The sequence below is a fragment of the Bacillus sp. EB106-07-01-XG149 genome (assembly GCF_058791555.1).
Genome location: NZ_JBYTDP010000001.1, coordinates 603,120 through 618,849, shown reverse-complemented (window position 1 = coordinate 618,849; position 15,730 = coordinate 603,120). Strand labels below are relative to the sequence as shown.

Sequence of the window (15,730 nt, the reverse complement as noted above, 5' to 3'; positions counted from 1 at the left end):
TCAGCTATATTTTTAAAATATACTATCAAAAAAATTTAGAATTTGAATTTAATTGACTACAATTGAAAAAGCACTAAAAACTAATAAAGCGGCCATAATGATGTTAAAAGATTTAGTATGTTTTAATAAAAGTTTTTGGAACATGGAACCAAATAAGCTCCAACTAAATGTACTCATTAACCCAACTACACCTAGAAATAATGAGAAGAGTAGAAAACTTGAATATGAATTATAGTAAGGGAGAATAAAAGTTGACACTACAGTTAGGCCGAATAGTATCCCTTTAGGGTTAACAAACTGAAGAAAAATCCCCACTGTAAATAAGTTTTTATTATGTTTTTCATCAGGATCTGTACTAGTTTTACTAGTGAGTATTTTAAATGCTAAATATAGCATATATGCTACACCTAAAATTTTTAAAGGGAATTCGATTATGGGTAGGATATTAATTAGTACAATATTAAAGAAGCTACATAAGGAAGTGAGGATGAAAAACCCGAAAGCTACTCCAAAACAAAATTGCATACTCCTTTTTAAACCATGTTGATTAGCGTATGTCATAGCTAAAAAATTGTTAGGACCGGGTGTGAAGCTACTTATAAAAACAAATAACAAAAAAGAAAATATAGGCATTTCAAAACCCCCTAATTATTTAGTGTGTGTTATAATGACCAAAAAGAACAATATAACGTGTGCTTTTTATTATACATAACGGTCGTTATATTGTATATAGTGTAGGAGTGTTTCTTATGGAAGAAATTCAACTTATTTTGGCGAAAAATTTAAAAACAATACGAGAGAAAGAGAAAATGAGTTTGGAAAAGGTCTCGCAATTAACAGGTGTGAGTAAAACGATGATTGGACAAATTGAACGAGGGGAGTCAAGTCCAACATTAACAACGATATGGAAAATTGCTAATGGTTTGAAAGTGTCTTTTACTTCTTTAATCAATAATCCGCAACCAGATACGAAAGTTGTTTTACGAAATGATGTTCAAGTATTATCAGAAGACAATGGGAGATATAAAGTGTATCCTTCTTTTCCTTTTCAAGATGATAGGAACTTTGAAATCTATACGGTTGAAATTGAAACAGAAGGAAAATTAAGTTCGGAAGGCCATAAAGAAGGGACCGAAGAATTTATAACGGTGTTTGAAGGGGAATTGATAATTGAAATAAATGATTGTCAATATACATTAAATAGCGGAGATGCAATTCGCTTTAAGGCGGATAGACCGCACTCTTATCATAATTCCGGAAGTACGCTAACTCGGTTAAGTATGACCATTTATTATCCAGCTGCATAAACTTACAATTGCATCAAGAATATAAAGAAATGTGTGTTGATAAACCATCTATAAGAGATGGTTTTATTTTTTAAAATTCATAAAAAAAGACACTCGTTTGAGTGTCGACATAGTATTGCTCTCGCGTATAGGATTGGATTATGTTTCTCAAATACGTTTTGAGATGGTTCGCATTTTGGGAAACTGTCTTCTTATTTAATGTAACATTGGCAGGGAGAAGTGTAAATTGATAATGTATATACGGAAAATTTAGTATAGATGGTTATTACTATGAGTATAGTACAAATTGTTTTTATTGCTTAATCACTGTCGTGAAATTATTGAAATATTATTAGCTTTAGGAATGACGTAATAGTTACTACTTTAGCAGCTAAGAATGTTTATTATAAAAAAGAATGAATCATTTATTAATCGATTCGTATAATTGTTAAAGAGGCACCTGTTGAACCACCTCCAACTAAATTAACTATGGATAATACGCCGAATATTTGAAGGGAAATTGTATTACCAGCAATTAAATTGGTTATTAAATTATTATTATAATTTGAAGTTGATATTGCGGGTGAAAAAATAGATCCGGGAAGTGGAGTCGAAGAGTTTAATAGTAGCCTTGTACCAGCAAGTAGAGAAGTTGTTGTATTAATTTGATAGGTTAAATAATATCTTCCAGTAACAGGAATTGTATATATATCATTTGTAGCGTTCACTGTAAAATTACCGAGACTTTGGTTATTAGAAAGTGGAATATTAGTTCCACCTAATATGACTGAGATGGGACCACCTAATGTATTATTAGCGAACATAGAGTTTGTTGTAATAATGGGTCCAGTAATGCCTGTGGGTCCAGTAATGCCTGTGGGTCCAGTAATACCTGTGGGCCCAGTAATGCCTGTGAGCCCAGTAATACCTGTGGGTCCAGTAATGCCTGTAGGACCGGTATTACCTGTGGGCCCAGTAGGACCTGTAAGTCTGTATGGAAGAATAATTTCAAGAGCCAGTGATAATAGTTCTTTTTTCATTTTTTCATTCTTATCTTGAATATAAATCACCTCATTTTTAAATTAGAACGTAACCGATTTAGTATTTTGAAATGGAACTATCATTTTATTATATTATTACTACTAGTTATAGCAACGGTAAAAAGTTTACTATATGTAAAAATCATTTGAGAATGAAAAAAGTAGTTATGGAATTCTTCTAAAATGATAGATGTATTATTTTGTTAAGTAGTAAACAAAAATGTGGAACGAGGTATTAAAGTGAAGCGAGATGATAAATCATCAATAAATAAAGCTATGATAGAACCTGAAAACATTGGACCTACGTTTCCAGTTCTTCCCCCAATTTATATTCCAACGGGCCCAACGGGAATGACCGGTCCGACGGGTCCGACGGGTCCAACGGGTTTAACAGGATCACCGGGAGTAACAGGTGCGACTGGTTTAACGGGATCACCGGGAGTAACAGGTGCGACTGGTTTAACAGGATCACCGGGAGTAACAGGTGCGACTGGTTTAACAGGATCACCGGGAGTAACAGGTGCGACTGGTTTAACGGGGTCACCGGGAGTAACAGGTCCAACGGGAGTAACAGGAACACCAGGAGCAACAGGTCCAACGGGAGTAACAGGAACACCGGGAGCAACAGGTCCAACGGGAGTAACAGGAACACCGGGAGCAACAGGTTCAACGGGTTCAACGGGTCCAACGGGAGTTATTGGTCCCATAACAACAACTAATTTATTATTTTACACTTTTTCAGATGGAGAAAAACTTATATATACAGATTCAGATGGGATAGCTCAATATGGTACAACACACATATTACCTCCTGATGAGGTTTCCTATATTAATTTGTTTATTAATGGAATACTTCAACCACAACCATTATATCTGGTTAGTAATGGTCAGCTAACTTTATTGGATAATCAACCACCTACGCAAGGTTCTTCAATTATTTTGCAATTCATCATTATTAATTAAAAAAGACAGATTCTTAAATAAAAAGAATCTGTCTTTTTGTTCTACATTAAAGTAGTTAAACTAAGTGACGATAAATTCAATTGTAATTGGAATTCCGCCGTCTAATGCATCTCCGCCAGGAATTGTAATAGCACCAGTAGGTCCAGTAGTAATACTGGAGTTCACACTAGGTTGAAGAATGCCGTTTACATAAAAGTTGTAATACGTAAAAGTCGGAAAAGCAGTTGCAGTAGTACCAGCATCGTTTAAACAAGCTGTAGCAGCAATTGCAAAAGCTGCACCTGTTCCTGTTCCAGCTCCTAGTGTAGATGTAAATCTTCTAGATGCCATAAATGGTTGGATGATTGGCAATTAATTCTCACCTCCTAAATTATTTTTTGAACGAATTATAGAATAACTTGTCCGATATATTGTATGAGAGTTTTCTATAATAGAAACGGCTTCTTAATTATTGAGAGAACATAATTTTAGTAAAGATATTGTTACTTATCTGAAAAGATGGTGTTGTTACTTGTTGGTTATATGCTAATGCTTAGTTTTAATATTTAAATTAAAATGTGCTTTTGGACCTAAGAGATAAACGTGGAAAATTAAAATAAACTCTTAAGTTTAGGTGTTTAATCTAAGCAGTCAATTATTAAAAACATATAATTAATATGTGAGTCATGAACATAATTAAATTACGTTTTCAAGTTTGATTATAATTCATGTTTCCTATTTTAAGAGAAACATATAACTTAACTACTTTTTTCAATCGCATCTTTTATAGTACTTAGAATAGGAAAACACTCAACTATAAGAAAAGTAAGGAGGAAATAAATGAAACATAATGATTGTTTTGATCATAATAACTGCAATCCGATTGTTTTTTCAGCAGATTGTTGTAAAAATCCACAGTCAGTTCCTATTACTAGGGAACAATTAAGTCAATTAATTACTTTACTAAACTCATTAGTATCAGCTATTTCAGCGTTTTTTGCAAATCCAAGTAATGCAAACAGATTAGTGTTACTCGATTTATTTAATCAATTTTTAATTTTCTTAAATTCCTTATTACCTTCTCCAGAAGTTAATTTTTTGAAACAATTAACTCAAAGTATTATAGTTTTATTACAATCTCCAGCACCTAATTTAGGACAATTGTCAACATTATTGCAACAATTTTATAGCGCCCTTGCACAATTCTTCTTCGCTTTAGATCTTATCCCTATATCCTGCAACTCAAATGTTGATTCTGCAACTTTACAACTTCTTTTTAATTTATTAATTCAATTAATCAATGCTACTCCAGGGGCGACAGGTCCAACAGGTCCAACAGGTCCAACAGGTCCAACAGGTCCAGCAGGAACCGGAGCAGGTCCAACGGGAGCAACAGGAGCAACAGGAGCAACAGGCCCAACAGGAGCGACAGGTCCAGCAGGTACTGGTGGAGCAACAGGAGTAACAGGAGCAACAGGCCCAACGGGAGCAACAGGTTTAACAGGAGCAACAGGCTTAACAGGAGCGACAGGTCCAACAGGTCCAACAGGTCCAACAGGTCCAACAGGAGCAACAGGTCCAACGGGAGCAACAGGCTTAACAGGAGCAACTGGTGCAACAGGTGGCGGAGCTATTATTCCATTCGCTTCAGGTACAACACCATCTGCGTTAGTTAACGCATTAATAGCTAATACAGGAACTCTTCTTGGATTTGGATTTAGTCAGCCTGGCATAGCTTTAACGGGTGGAACAAGTATCACATTAGCGTTAGGTATAGGTGATTATGCATTTGTAGCACCACGTGCAGGAACTATTACGTCATTAGCAGGTTTCTTTAGTGCAACAGCTGCATTAGCTCCATTATCACCTGTTCAAGTGCAGATACAAATATTAACTGCACCAGCAGCGAGTAATACGTTTACAGTACAGGGCGCACCTTTATTATTAGCACCAGCATTTGCTGTAATAGCGATTGGTGCTACAGCATCGGGAATCATCCCTGAAGCTATTCCAGTAGCTGCTGGAGATAAAATACTGTTATATGTTTCATTAACAGCAGCAAGTCCAATAGCTGCAGTTGCTGGATTTGTAAGTGCAGGTATTAATATCGAATAACTTGTGGTAATGTATTCTGTATATAGCCCTTCCTAATTTTATTAGGAAGGGCTATATTTTATGGGAAGATAGGTGATAAATCAAAATGTATGATTTATACTTTATTATTTATGGAATAAGTTAAATGATTTGAAAAAATTACCTATAAATAAAAAAGATGAATTCTATTAAAAATAGAATTCATCCATTTCATAAATGGTATAAAAGGGAAGAAAGTTATTTATCGTGAGCGTTGAAATGTTATAGTTCAAATTAGTAATAAACTATTTGTTTTTATTACAGTTACATCCTTTTTTCTTTACATAGCCTTGCTCGGCTAAATCTCTTTGTGATTGGGAATTGGAAGATTGAGAATTCGAAGACTGAGAGGATGCTGATGAACTACTATTTTTATTATTAGAGTAGTTTTTTCGATAGTTATAATTACTCATAGTACTATCACCTCCAATTAGATATATAAATATTATATGTATGTACTCTATTAATTGTTACGAAAAAAATAGGAATGGTGGATATACAATAAAAAATCTCCTACGTATTTTCCGAGGAGATCAATAATTGTCTATTAATGAAATAAATTAATATCCCCAGTAAAGAGGGAAATAGTATGAATCTTGGTAATATAAATTTTGTTGTTGATTAGGAGGATGAGTTGGTGGGTTTATCATTCCTCGGTTTTTATTACAGTTTGCTGGAGGACCAATTACTGTAGTGGATTGAATAGGGGATACCGTTTGTTTCCATTGTTGTTCATCGAGACAGTAAGTATGAGCCATCATATTAGCGGGAGTTAATCTTAAAATATCAGAACCAAAAATAACTTCTGGAGTTGGGGCATCGAAAATAGCTAATAAATGAGTACCATCTGCTGTAGCAATTTCATAATGCCACCACGCTTGTGGAATGTTGGCAACTTGCCCTGGTTTTATCGGTAAGTTTAATATTTGGTTTGTAAAAGGATTAAGTAAGGAAACAACAGCAGATCCTGAAATACAGTAAACAAGTTCAGCTGCATTTTGATGAATATGCGGCTCTATAACATTTCCTGTACTTAAATAGATATCTAATAAAGAAGTATTTTCTAACGTATTTAATTGTTTCATGCCAAGTACGTTTATATAATTTTGGGCATTTTTCTTAAAAAAATTACTTTTACTTAAATCATGGGTGAAATTAGTTGAGGGGGAAGTGTAGTCGATACTAGCAGTCATTTGTATTACCTGCCTTTCTTATATTTTCATGCAATTTGAATTTAGGATATGAGTCTAGTTATTGAAATGTGAAAGCGTTGCTGCTCTTCGTTTGTAAAGTGATAAAATTGTTCGTTTGAATGCACTATAATTACAAGAGTTTCATTGCGAAAAATGGTGCTATTAATTACAATTAATGTAAAAGATAGCGCTTTTTTAATTTGGAGTACAAGGGGAGTGCAGAAAATGAACCATAATATTTTAAAAGAGTTGGAAGTTGAATTAACAAATTACTTTCAACCGTTTTTGAATGCACCTGCAACAATAGAAGAAATTCAATATGCCGAAAGTGAAATGGGAATTTCGTTTCCAGATGAATTACGTAATCTTTATCTCGCACATAACGGTGAGGATAAATCAGGACCAGGGTTATTTTTTGGTTTGCCATTTCTCTCGTTAGATGAAGTTTTGGATGAGTGGAGAATATGGAAAAGAATTGAAGAGGATGATTTTTTTAATTTTGATGCATTTTCAATACCAACAGAATGGATTAAGGAAAGATATGTGAATCACAATTGGATACCTATTAGTAAAGATTATGGCGGTAACAATATAGGAATAGATGTTGATCCGGATGAAAAGGGGGAAATGGGACAAGTAATTAATTTTGGAAGAGATGAAGAAGTGAAATACGTAATTGCAAATAGAATTTCAGAGTTATTACTATTTATTTTACAAACGCTAAAAAGTAAAAATTTCACCATTCATCAAGAGGAAGATTATATATATTGGAGTTATGGTGCTAACGATAATATACATTTTTTAGACGCTTTATTTAATATTGAATTACCTGTTTTACATCCTCAATTTATATTTCAATCTGAAAATAACGTGAAAGATTGGTACGATAGTTTAGATGAGAATTGGAGAAATATAGTGGGTGCATCTGAACGTGCAGACAGGTTTATTAGAGAGAAGAGATTATATTTAGGTGGAAAAGGGTTAGTAGATATTAGTCCATTACAGATTTGTACAGAAGTGAGAGAACTAATTTTATCCGGAAATGAAATTCGAGATTTAGCAGGATTAGAACGAATGAATTCTTTAAAGAAGTTATATTTAGTTAATAATCCGGTTCAAGATTTAACGCCAATCATACATCTAAAACACTTACAAGAAATGAATATAAAGAATACGAAGATAAATAATTTATCGGAACTTGTAGAAATGTCATCATTAAAAAAATTAAATATTTCACATACTAGTATTCAAGATTTTTCGTTGCTACCGCGGTTTCAAAAATTAGAATCGCTTTCTGTACATATTTCAAATCGTGAGCAGCTCTATGCGATTTCGAAATTAGATAATTTAAAGCATTTATATATTTTAGGTTTAGAGAATGTTAGTGAATTGGATTTACTTGTTTTGCAAAATTTAAATAAGTTAATCACAATTGAATTTGAAAATAGCGACATCGCTAATTTATATTGCTTTCGACACAATGCGTCAATTCAAAATATAAAGTTGACAGATGCAAAGGTAAAAGATGTATCGGCATTAGGTAAAATGAAAGGGCTAAAGGAATTAGAATTAGATGGCGCAACAATTGATAACCTTGAAACGGTTTGTTGTTCTCGATCATTAGAAATATTTACAGGATCGTTTGAACAATTTTATATGTTAAAAGACTCATTTGATAGGAAAATAGATTTTTCAAAAATAATAGGAGGGATGTCTGAAGAAGAAAGAGAAATTTGGCACCAGCATGTAATTGATTAGAAAATAACATTATTATGTAAATAAGTTTGTTTGTAGAAGGTGTAACTGTTTGACAGTTGATACTGCAATAAAGTGGTTAGATGAAATAAATTATGTGTAACTGAATGTCACATCCCCCCTTAATCGTTCGTCTTGTATGTAGAACGTATAAGGAGGGATTTTGTTATGAAACATTTTGATGTAGCAATTGTTGGTGGTGGGCTTGCTGGATTAACAGCATCTATATATTTAGCGAAAGCTGGAAGGAAAGTTATTGTATTAGAAAAGTCCAGTCACTTCGGTGGTCGAGGGATGACAATAAATAAAAACGGCATTTGTATGAATCTTGGTGCACATGCTCTATATAGAGGTGGAGAAGCGTTTTTAGCTTTTAATGAGCTAGGAGTAAATCTTCCAGGTGAAATCCCATCTACAAAAGCACATGGAATATGGAAAGGGGATATTTATACCATTCCAACAGATTTTCGCTCCATTTTATCAACACCGTTACTTTCATGGTCTACAAAAGTACAGTTCGCTCGTCTTATGATTCATTTAGGAAACTTAGATGTAGGAAAAGTTCCGAAAATGAGCCTAACTACATGGGCAGAAAATGAAATTAAAGATCCAATGGTTCGAAATATATTTTATGCATTATGCCGAACAACAACATATACGTATGCTCCTACAATACAATTAGCATCTTCTGTACTAAAGCAAATACAGCTTTCTATGAAAGAAGGAGTACTTTATGTAGATGGCGGTTGGGAGACGATAATAACAAATTTAAGGAATATAGCAAGTACTAGTGGTGTGCAATTTCTGGCTAAAAAGCATGTTTTGAAAATACAGCATTGTGAAGGGAAACAAAGAATACAATGTTTTGACGATGAAGTATTTGAAGCAGGTGCAGTCATTGTAACAACTCCACCGAAAGAAGCTTGTAAAATTATAAAAGGTGCGGAAGGAACAAGTTTGCATAGATGGAGTGAACAATCAGTACCGGTTACCGTTGCTGCATTAGATATTGGTTTGAGACGATTACCCAATCCTACACATCAATTTGTATTAGGCTTAGATCAACCTATATTTTATACAAATCAATCGAGAGCAGCTAAATTAAGTGAAGACGGATCAATTGCAGTAAGTCTAATTAAGTATCATACCCCTGTGTTTGAGCTAAATCATATTCAAGATGATAAAGAACAGTTAGAAAATACGATGGAATTATTACATCCGAATTGGGAAAGGGAAGTTGTTGCACAGCAATATTTACCGAAAATAACGGTAGTATATGATTTTCCTCATATTGACCGTGTTGAAAAACCAGGCCCTAATATACCTGGAATGCCAGGTGTTTACGTTGCAGGAGATTGGTTAGGACATGATGAAATATTAGCTGATGCTGCGGTAGCAAGCGGAAAACGTGCAGCGTTACACATATTAAAGCAATCCGAAAGTGAGGCAATTCATCATGGAAACGGAGCAATTATATGAAACGTATCAATCATTATTATTTTCGTTAGCATATAGAATCCTTGGGAGTGTTATGGATGCTGAAGATATCGTCCATGACGTATTTATATCACTTAATAATATAGAGGACGTTCAATCTATAGAAAATATGAGAGCCTATTTATGTAAAATGGTAACAAATCGCTCAATTGACAAATTACGTTCGGCAGCACATAAACGGAACGTATATGTCGGAATGTGGTTGCCAGAGCCATTTGTGGAAGAGGTTGATGATCCATCAGAGTCATTTGTAATGAAAGAATCAATTTCTACGGCATATTTATTACTTTTACAACAATTGTCTGAGGTAGAGAGAGTTGTTTTCATATTAAGAGAGGTTTTCAGTTATGAATACGAAGAAATCGCTTCAATTGTAGATAAGAGTAATGCGAACTGCCGAAAAATCTTTCAACGTGCACGAAAAAGTATTTTGGATAAGCCGAAGCAGTCAACATTAAGTACGAAGAAGATGGCTGCCTATGTGGAGAAATTTGTATCATCATTGCAGTGTGGGGATGCGCAAGGCATGTTAGAAGTATTAAAAACAGATGCGATATTAAAAGCTGATGGTGGTGGTAAAGCTACAACTGCAATCCATCCAATCTATTCTGCAGATAGAATTATACGTTTATTCTTTGGAATTGGGAAGAAGTTCCCGGAAGAGTACAATGTTGATTATAAGATGGTAAATGGTGCCCCAGGTGTTATTGTTAAAGTAAATAATAAAGTGACTTATGTGCTTTCATTTACATTTGAAAATGAGAAAATCTCAAACATTTATATGATGGTTAATCCTGAAAAACTTATGCACTTAAATGTAACAGTATAAAAAAAGACGCATTTCTTTAGAAGTGCGTCTTTTTTTTATTTCTCTAACATTTCAAGAGGTACATCTTTTTCGCCTGCTACCTCAAATTTAATTTCCCCATCTTCTTCATAAATACGTGAAATAATCGGTATAGTAATCATTAATTTTTTATGCTCTTTGCGCTTTCGAGCAGCATCTAAGCTAATCACGTTCATTGTAAGCATCCTTTCTTCTAGAAATATATAAACAAAAGAAAATGCGTCCGGAAAGGGCGCTTAATTGAATTTGAAATACCGATTCATTTAATTGGGGTTTATATTTTTTAATAACTGCAATTGAATTAAAAATAGTATGAATGGAATAATTGCACGTAGAAATTAACTTTACCAAAAAACGAAACAATATGCTATAAAAAAATTCAAATCTTTGTCATATAACGAGAAAAAGGTTTTTGTTTCGCATATAATGAAAGTAGACGGGCAGCAAGAGCTTTTTCATCATATTGCTTTGGAAAGGCGATGAAAAAATGGATACGTTAGATTCATTATTATTTCAACTTGAACAATATGGAGAAGAGCATGATCGAAATAAAAAAACACGGGAAGAAAAGTTACGGAATATTACTCGTGAGATGGGGCAGTTTTTATCGATTTTAGTAAAAGGGTGTAGCGCAAAAAACATTTTAGAAATCGGAACTTCTAATGGCTATTCTACATTGTGGTTAGCTAATGCGGTAGAAGAAACAAATGGAAATGTAACAACTGTAGAGCTTTCTTCAGAACGAGTTGGAGAGGCACTTGTCAATTTTGAAAAGGCAAACCTTTTACAAAGGATTGATGTTCATAATCAAGAAGCAGGGGCATTTTTAGATGCGCAATTAGATCACTCATTTGATTTTATTTTCCTAGATTCAGAGCGTACGCAATACATGTGGTGGCTTGAGCATATAAAACGCATTTTACAACCAAAGGGTTTTCTTGTTGTTGATAACGCAACCTCTCATGCAAGCGAATTAGCCGAGTTTAGAAAAATGATTGAAGAAGATGAAATGTTTGAAACGGTCTTATTGGCATTTCAAAATGGAGCATTTGTAGCGCTTAAGAAGAGTTAGGATTGAGCGTAATATAATTATCACATTGAAAAAGGGTGTATGTCAAAAGATTGAGTACAGTAAGATGGGAAGGACGTAATTTATATACGTAACATACGAAGAATCCGCCTTCAGCATGTTGTTCTCTAGGTCTTAAGTCTGAGGAAAATAATGTTGAGAACAGGTATACTTATAGTAAGAAACAGGGAATGACTGCATAAACAGGCATTTCTAAAAAAATCGATTTCAAGCAGTTAGAATGTATATGAAATACGATATAATAGATGAAATATAGTGCATATAAATTCGCACATATAAATAAAGGAGCGATTTTGTTGACTGAACTCGAGAAAAAAGAACCTGTATCCATTGTGAAAGATAATAATGTAGAAGTAGTAGTAGATACAGTTATAAAAGATCAAGAATTAGAGGAACTGAATAAAGAAGCTGATCTTTATGTACAAAAATTAAATAGCGAGCAAAATACGGATTTATCAAAAGTATTGTCACAGCTAGGAGATTTAGGGGATAAAGAGCAACAAGCAGCAGGACAAACGTTATCAGCATTAAAACGTCCTGTAACAGCGATGATGAATGGAAAGAATGAAGAAATTCCAAATACATTGTTAGAATTACGCAAAGTGGTATCAGAGCTTGATCCGAATTCATTAAAAGCAAGTGGTATGAAGAAAATTATGTTTAAAGTATTCAAGAAAAATCCACTTGAAACATACGTGCATAAATATCAATCTATAGATAAACAAATTGAAGAGATTATAAGATCCCTTCTAATTGGTCGTGACAACTTACAAGAAGATACAGTTGGTCTTGAAATGCTTAAAGAACAATCGCACGATAAAATTCACGCTCTTGATAAACAAGTATACTTAGGAAGAAAACTCGCTGGTATGCTGGAAGCTGAGAAACAAAATCCAGAACGTCAAAGAGATATTCCATTAATTAACGATGCATTAGAAAAAATTCTAGTACGTACACGAAATATGCAGCAAGCGAAAAGTGTGCTATTACAATCTATCGCATCTGTAGACATTATTAAGAAAAATAATGAAAAGTTAACAGAGGCAATTCGTAATGCAATTACGATGACGCAAAACGTTGTAACAGTTTCAGCTGCTATCCAGCTAGCGTTAACAAATCAGCGTAAAACAATTGATGCAGTGAATGCGACAAATGAAGCAATTGAATCAATGGTATTAAGTAACTCACAAGCATTAAAACAAAATACAGAAGAAACAACAAAACTTCTTGAAAATCCTGCTATTAGCATGGATAAATTACGTGAATCATTCCAAAATGTATTTGCTGCGATTGAAGCTTCTGAGAAATCATCAGAACGTATTATCGAGTCAAGTAAGAAGTTTGTAATTGAATTAGACACATTTAATGATGAAATGAAACAAAAACTCATTCAGCGTCCAAGGAAATAACAGACTTTTAGAGGAGGTGAAAAAATGAGTTTTATTCAAACAGTATTAGTACTATTGGGTACATTGCTTTTAATCGCATTTACTGTCGTTGTTTTAGTTGTATATTTCGGACGTAAACTGTATTTTTCATGGACGAAACCATATAAAAGAGCACATGATTCTTTAGATAAGTTATCGAATAAATCATTACCGTTTCTACAAGAATTTACACAACACCCACTCTTTTATCGCTGGATTCGTACGGAAGGAAAGAAAGAACAATATACATTAAACACTCTTTTCTGTGCATCGGGTCAACGTACGAGAGAGCAAGTATTCTCAATGTTACCGAAAGAAAAACAGAAAAAAGTACATGTAATGGCGAAAACAACGAAAAAACTTACAAATGAAGATATTGATGTAGCGGCGATGAAAGTAAAAGATTTTTTAAGACAAGAAACGCAGCAAACAGTAAAACCATCAGACCTTTCGTTTTATAAATTGTATTTTTATGATCGATATCCAGATGCATTAAATACAATTCAAACGTATAAGCGCTCAATCAACCCTTCATTACAAAGAACGGTTGATGAAATTACAATTTCAGTATTAAATGCCTTGCCGTATTATCAGGAGCAGCGTATGTTTGAACAACAACATAAACTTGAAACGTTTTTAATGAAAGATTTAACAGCTATGCTATCGTTAGTCGTACAATTACCTCCTTCACAACGACCAGAAAAAGAAGAAGAATTAAAAATCTACTTGCAAAATTTCCAAAAAGAAATGGAAGTAGTCGAGCGAGATATTCGTGACTCGATTGATCACGATTTGAATGTGAAGATGAGAGCAGCGACTGAGAAGTTTAAGAATAAATAAAAAAAGCGCCTTAAAGCTATAGTGCTTAGCTTTTAAGGCGTTTTTTTATTAGTTGTTATTTTGCTTTAACGGTTGTATGACTAGATGCAACACTTTCATTATGCAATCGATCGACTGCAGTTACTACATACGTATACGTTTCTCCAGAAATAGCTGTTTTATCTACATAAATTTCTCCGAGCTTTGTTTTTCTTACAGCAGTAAGTAAATTTTTTGGATTTTCTGTATCCACTTCATTTTTCCCCTTTACACGGTAAATGGCGTAATACGCAGTGTCATTCTCTCTATCATCAATGATACCTACAGCAATACCTTCATCTCTTGGAATAGCACCTTTTAAAGTCGGTTGTTTTGGTGGATCATGATCAAGCCAAGGCATAGATGGGATTAATGCAGGATGTTTATATATGTCTTTTGAGAGTCTATCTTTAACTCCTAGTGGATTGTTATTCATATCTTTTAAGCTAAAATGCATACTACCTTTTATTTCAGGATATAACCGGTTTAATGCAATTTGTCTTGGGTATTCTTCAGGATCAGACCAAGCTGGGACAGAATTATTATTAATTTTATAGGCTGCCTGACCGATGTATAGGTGAATCGGTTTATTATTTGTTTCTTTTACCCACCAATCTACTAATATGTCATATGCAGCTGGTGTGAAACCAATATTCCAATATATTTGCGGTGTAATGTAATCAATATAACCTTTTTGTATCCATTCACGTGTATCAGCATAAAGGTCATCATAGTTTCTTTGGCCTGCAGTTGTGTTAGAGCCAGTTGGATCGTCGGCTATATTTCGCCATACGCCGAACGGACTTATGCCAAACTTTACGTATGATTTTTCTTGTTTTATAGCAGTATTTAAACCTTTGACAAGTTCATTTACATTGTCACGTCGCCAATCTTCTATATTTGTAAATCTACCATTATTATACGTTTCGAACGTTTTTTGATCGGGGAATTCTTCACCAGCTACTTTATATGGATAAAAATAATCATCCATATGCAAAGCATCAATATCGTAATTTTGTACGATTTCTAAAGCGCCTTCTGTAATAAATTTTTTCACTTCTGGAATACCAGGGTTGAAATATAACTTTCCTCCATAAGGTACAACCCAATCCGGATGCTGTTTTGCAGGGTGGTTATCCGATAATCGATTTATATCAGTGTGATTCATCGTTATTCGGTATGGATTAATCCATGCGTGGAATTCTATATTTCTTTTATGTGCTTCTTCAATCATAAATGCGAGCGGGTCGTATCCGGGATCTTTTCCCTGTGTACCTGTAATGTATTCTGACCAAGGACCGTAATTGGAAGGGTAAAAAGCATCCGCGGTTGGTTTTATTTGTACAACAACTGCATTCATACCAATGTTTTTTACATCGTCTAATAATCTAATAAACTCTTGTTTTTGATTTGCGATAGGTAAGCCAGTTTTTGAGGGCCAGTCAATATTAAGTACAGAAGCAATCCATACAGCACGTAATTCGTGTTTTTTATACGTAGTATTTACTTCAGCGTAAGTAGAGTGAGGAGAAATGAAAGAGAAAGGAATAAAAAAGATGACGATACAACATATCACTAATAAACGTTTCATGATTATTTATACGCCTCCCTATTATATGGTTAGCTAATATGATATCCGAGGTGAGGTTGTACTTACAATTG

General features: G+C 34.0%; 15 protein-coding genes. 9 read left to right on the top strand and 6 right to left on the bottom strand.

Going from position 1 to position 15,730, the window contains the following annotated elements; all coding sequences use genetic code 11:
• Positions 1 to 48: 48 nt before the first annotated feature.
• Entirely contained in the window at positions 49 to 633 is a 585-nt protein-coding gene (locus tag AC3WTA_RS03180) for a LysE family transporter (RefSeq protein ID WP_001121295.1), read from the bottom strand.
• A 59-nt stretch (positions 634 to 692) separates the two neighbouring features.
• Between AC3WTA_RS03180 and AC3WTA_RS03175 the strand changes: the two genes are divergently transcribed.
• Positions 693 to 1,307: a helix-turn-helix domain-containing protein gene (locus AC3WTA_RS03175; protein WP_097860314.1), complete on the top strand. Its 615-nt coding sequence runs from the start codon at positions 693 to 695 to the stop codon at positions 1,305 to 1,307.
• A 407-nt stretch (positions 1,308 to 1,714) separates the two neighbouring features.
• Here AC3WTA_RS03175 and AC3WTA_RS03170 read toward each other — a convergent pair whose 3' ends face one another.
• Positions 1,715 to 2,356, bottom strand: a complete 642-nt coding sequence (locus AC3WTA_RS03170; RefSeq protein WP_097860313.1) for a BclA C-terminal domain-containing protein — start codon at positions 2,354 to 2,356, stop codon at positions 1,715 to 1,717.
• 210 nt (positions 2,357 to 2,566) lie between these two features.
• On the opposite strand from AC3WTA_RS03170, the gene AC3WTA_RS03165 reads away from it, so the two are divergent.
• Complete coding sequence (locus AC3WTA_RS03165; protein ID WP_492332814.1) at positions 2,567 to 3,289, top strand: DUF4183 domain-containing protein; 723 nt, start codon at positions 2,567 to 2,569, stop codon at positions 3,287 to 3,289.
• Between the two features lie 60 nt (positions 3,290 to 3,349).
• Here the strand turns inward: AC3WTA_RS03165 and AC3WTA_RS03160 are convergent, their stop codons facing one another.
• A complete protein-coding gene (locus tag AC3WTA_RS03160) occupies positions 3,350 to 3,640 on the bottom strand; it encodes a DUF4183 domain-containing protein (RefSeq protein ID WP_001121646.1) in 291 nt (96 codons plus the stop codon).
• 468 nt (positions 3,641 to 4,108) lie between these two features.
• Here AC3WTA_RS03160 and exsJ point away from each other — a divergent pair, with 468 nt between their 5' ends.
• Positions 4,109 to 5,383, top strand: a complete 1,275-nt coding sequence (gene exsJ / locus AC3WTA_RS03155) for an exosporium protein ExsJ (protein WP_492332813.1) — start codon at positions 4,109 to 4,111, stop codon at positions 5,381 to 5,383.
• 578 nt (positions 5,384 to 5,961) lie between these two features.
• Here the strand turns inward: exsJ and AC3WTA_RS03150 are convergent.
• Positions 5,962 to 6,594: a cupin domain-containing protein gene (locus tag AC3WTA_RS03150; protein WP_000127250.1), complete on the bottom strand. Its 633-nt coding sequence runs from the start codon at positions 6,592 to 6,594 to the stop codon at positions 5,962 to 5,964.
• A gap of 225 nt (positions 6,595 to 6,819) precedes the next feature.
• Here AC3WTA_RS03150 and AC3WTA_RS03145 point away from each other — a divergent pair, with 225 nt between their 5' ends.
• The 3 genes from AC3WTA_RS03145 (at position 6,820) to AC3WTA_RS03135 (ending at position 10,675) form a co-directional block, all read left to right on the top strand.
• The gene (locus tag AC3WTA_RS03145; protein ID WP_033657796.1) at positions 6,820 to 8,352 is read left to right on the top strand and encodes an SMI1/KNR4 family protein; all 1,533 of its coding nucleotides are present in this window, start codon (positions 6,820 to 6,822) and stop codon (positions 8,350 to 8,352) included.
• 165 nt (positions 8,353 to 8,517) lie between these two features.
• The gene (locus AC3WTA_RS03140) at positions 8,518 to 9,828 is read left to right on the top strand and encodes a phytoene desaturase family protein (RefSeq protein WP_000680073.1); all 1,311 of its coding nucleotides are present in this window, start codon (positions 8,518 to 8,520) and stop codon (positions 9,826 to 9,828) included.
• A complete protein-coding gene (locus tag AC3WTA_RS03135) occupies positions 9,806 to 10,675 on the top strand; it encodes a sigma-70 family RNA polymerase sigma factor (RefSeq protein ID WP_000447164.1) in 870 nt (289 codons plus the stop codon). Before AC3WTA_RS03140 ends, AC3WTA_RS03135 begins: the two co-directional genes overlap by 23 nt.
• Before the next feature lie 35 nt (positions 10,676 to 10,710).
• Here AC3WTA_RS03135 and AC3WTA_RS03130 read toward each other — a convergent pair whose 3' ends face one another.
• A complete protein-coding gene (locus AC3WTA_RS03130; protein WP_001100982.1) occupies positions 10,711 to 10,869 on the bottom strand; it encodes a hypothetical protein in 159 nt (52 codons plus the stop codon).
• A 311-nt stretch (positions 10,870 to 11,180) separates the two neighbouring features.
• On the opposite strand from AC3WTA_RS03130, the gene AC3WTA_RS03125 reads away from it, so the two are divergent.
• The 3 genes from AC3WTA_RS03125 (at position 11,181) to AC3WTA_RS03115 (ending at position 14,050) form a co-directional block, all read left to right on the top strand.
• Positions 11,181 to 11,765, top strand: a complete 585-nt coding sequence (locus AC3WTA_RS03125) for an O-methyltransferase (RefSeq protein ID WP_000380142.1) — start codon at positions 11,181 to 11,183, stop codon at positions 11,763 to 11,765.
• Between the two features lie 314 nt (positions 11,766 to 12,079).
• Positions 12,080 to 13,192 carry a toxic anion resistance protein gene (locus AC3WTA_RS03120; protein WP_000137410.1) on the top strand — a complete coding sequence of 371 codons (1,113 nt, stop codon included), beginning with the start codon at positions 12,080 to 12,082 and terminating at the stop codon, positions 13,190 to 13,192.
• 24 nt (positions 13,193 to 13,216) lie between these two features.
• Positions 13,217 to 14,050 (top strand): DUF3974 domain-containing protein, encoded by an 834-nt coding sequence (locus AC3WTA_RS03115; RefSeq protein ID WP_000008384.1) that lies wholly within the window; start codon positions 13,217 to 13,219, stop codon positions 14,048 to 14,050.
• A 55-nt stretch (positions 14,051 to 14,105) separates the two neighbouring features.
• Here AC3WTA_RS03115 and AC3WTA_RS03110 read toward each other — a convergent pair whose 3' ends face one another.
• Positions 14,106 to 15,665, bottom strand: coding sequence for a glycoside hydrolase family 10-like protein (locus AC3WTA_RS03110; RefSeq protein WP_033659156.1), 1,560 nt, complete (start codon positions 15,663 to 15,665; stop codon positions 14,106 to 14,108).
• Between the last annotated feature and the right edge of the window lie 65 nt (positions 15,666 to 15,730).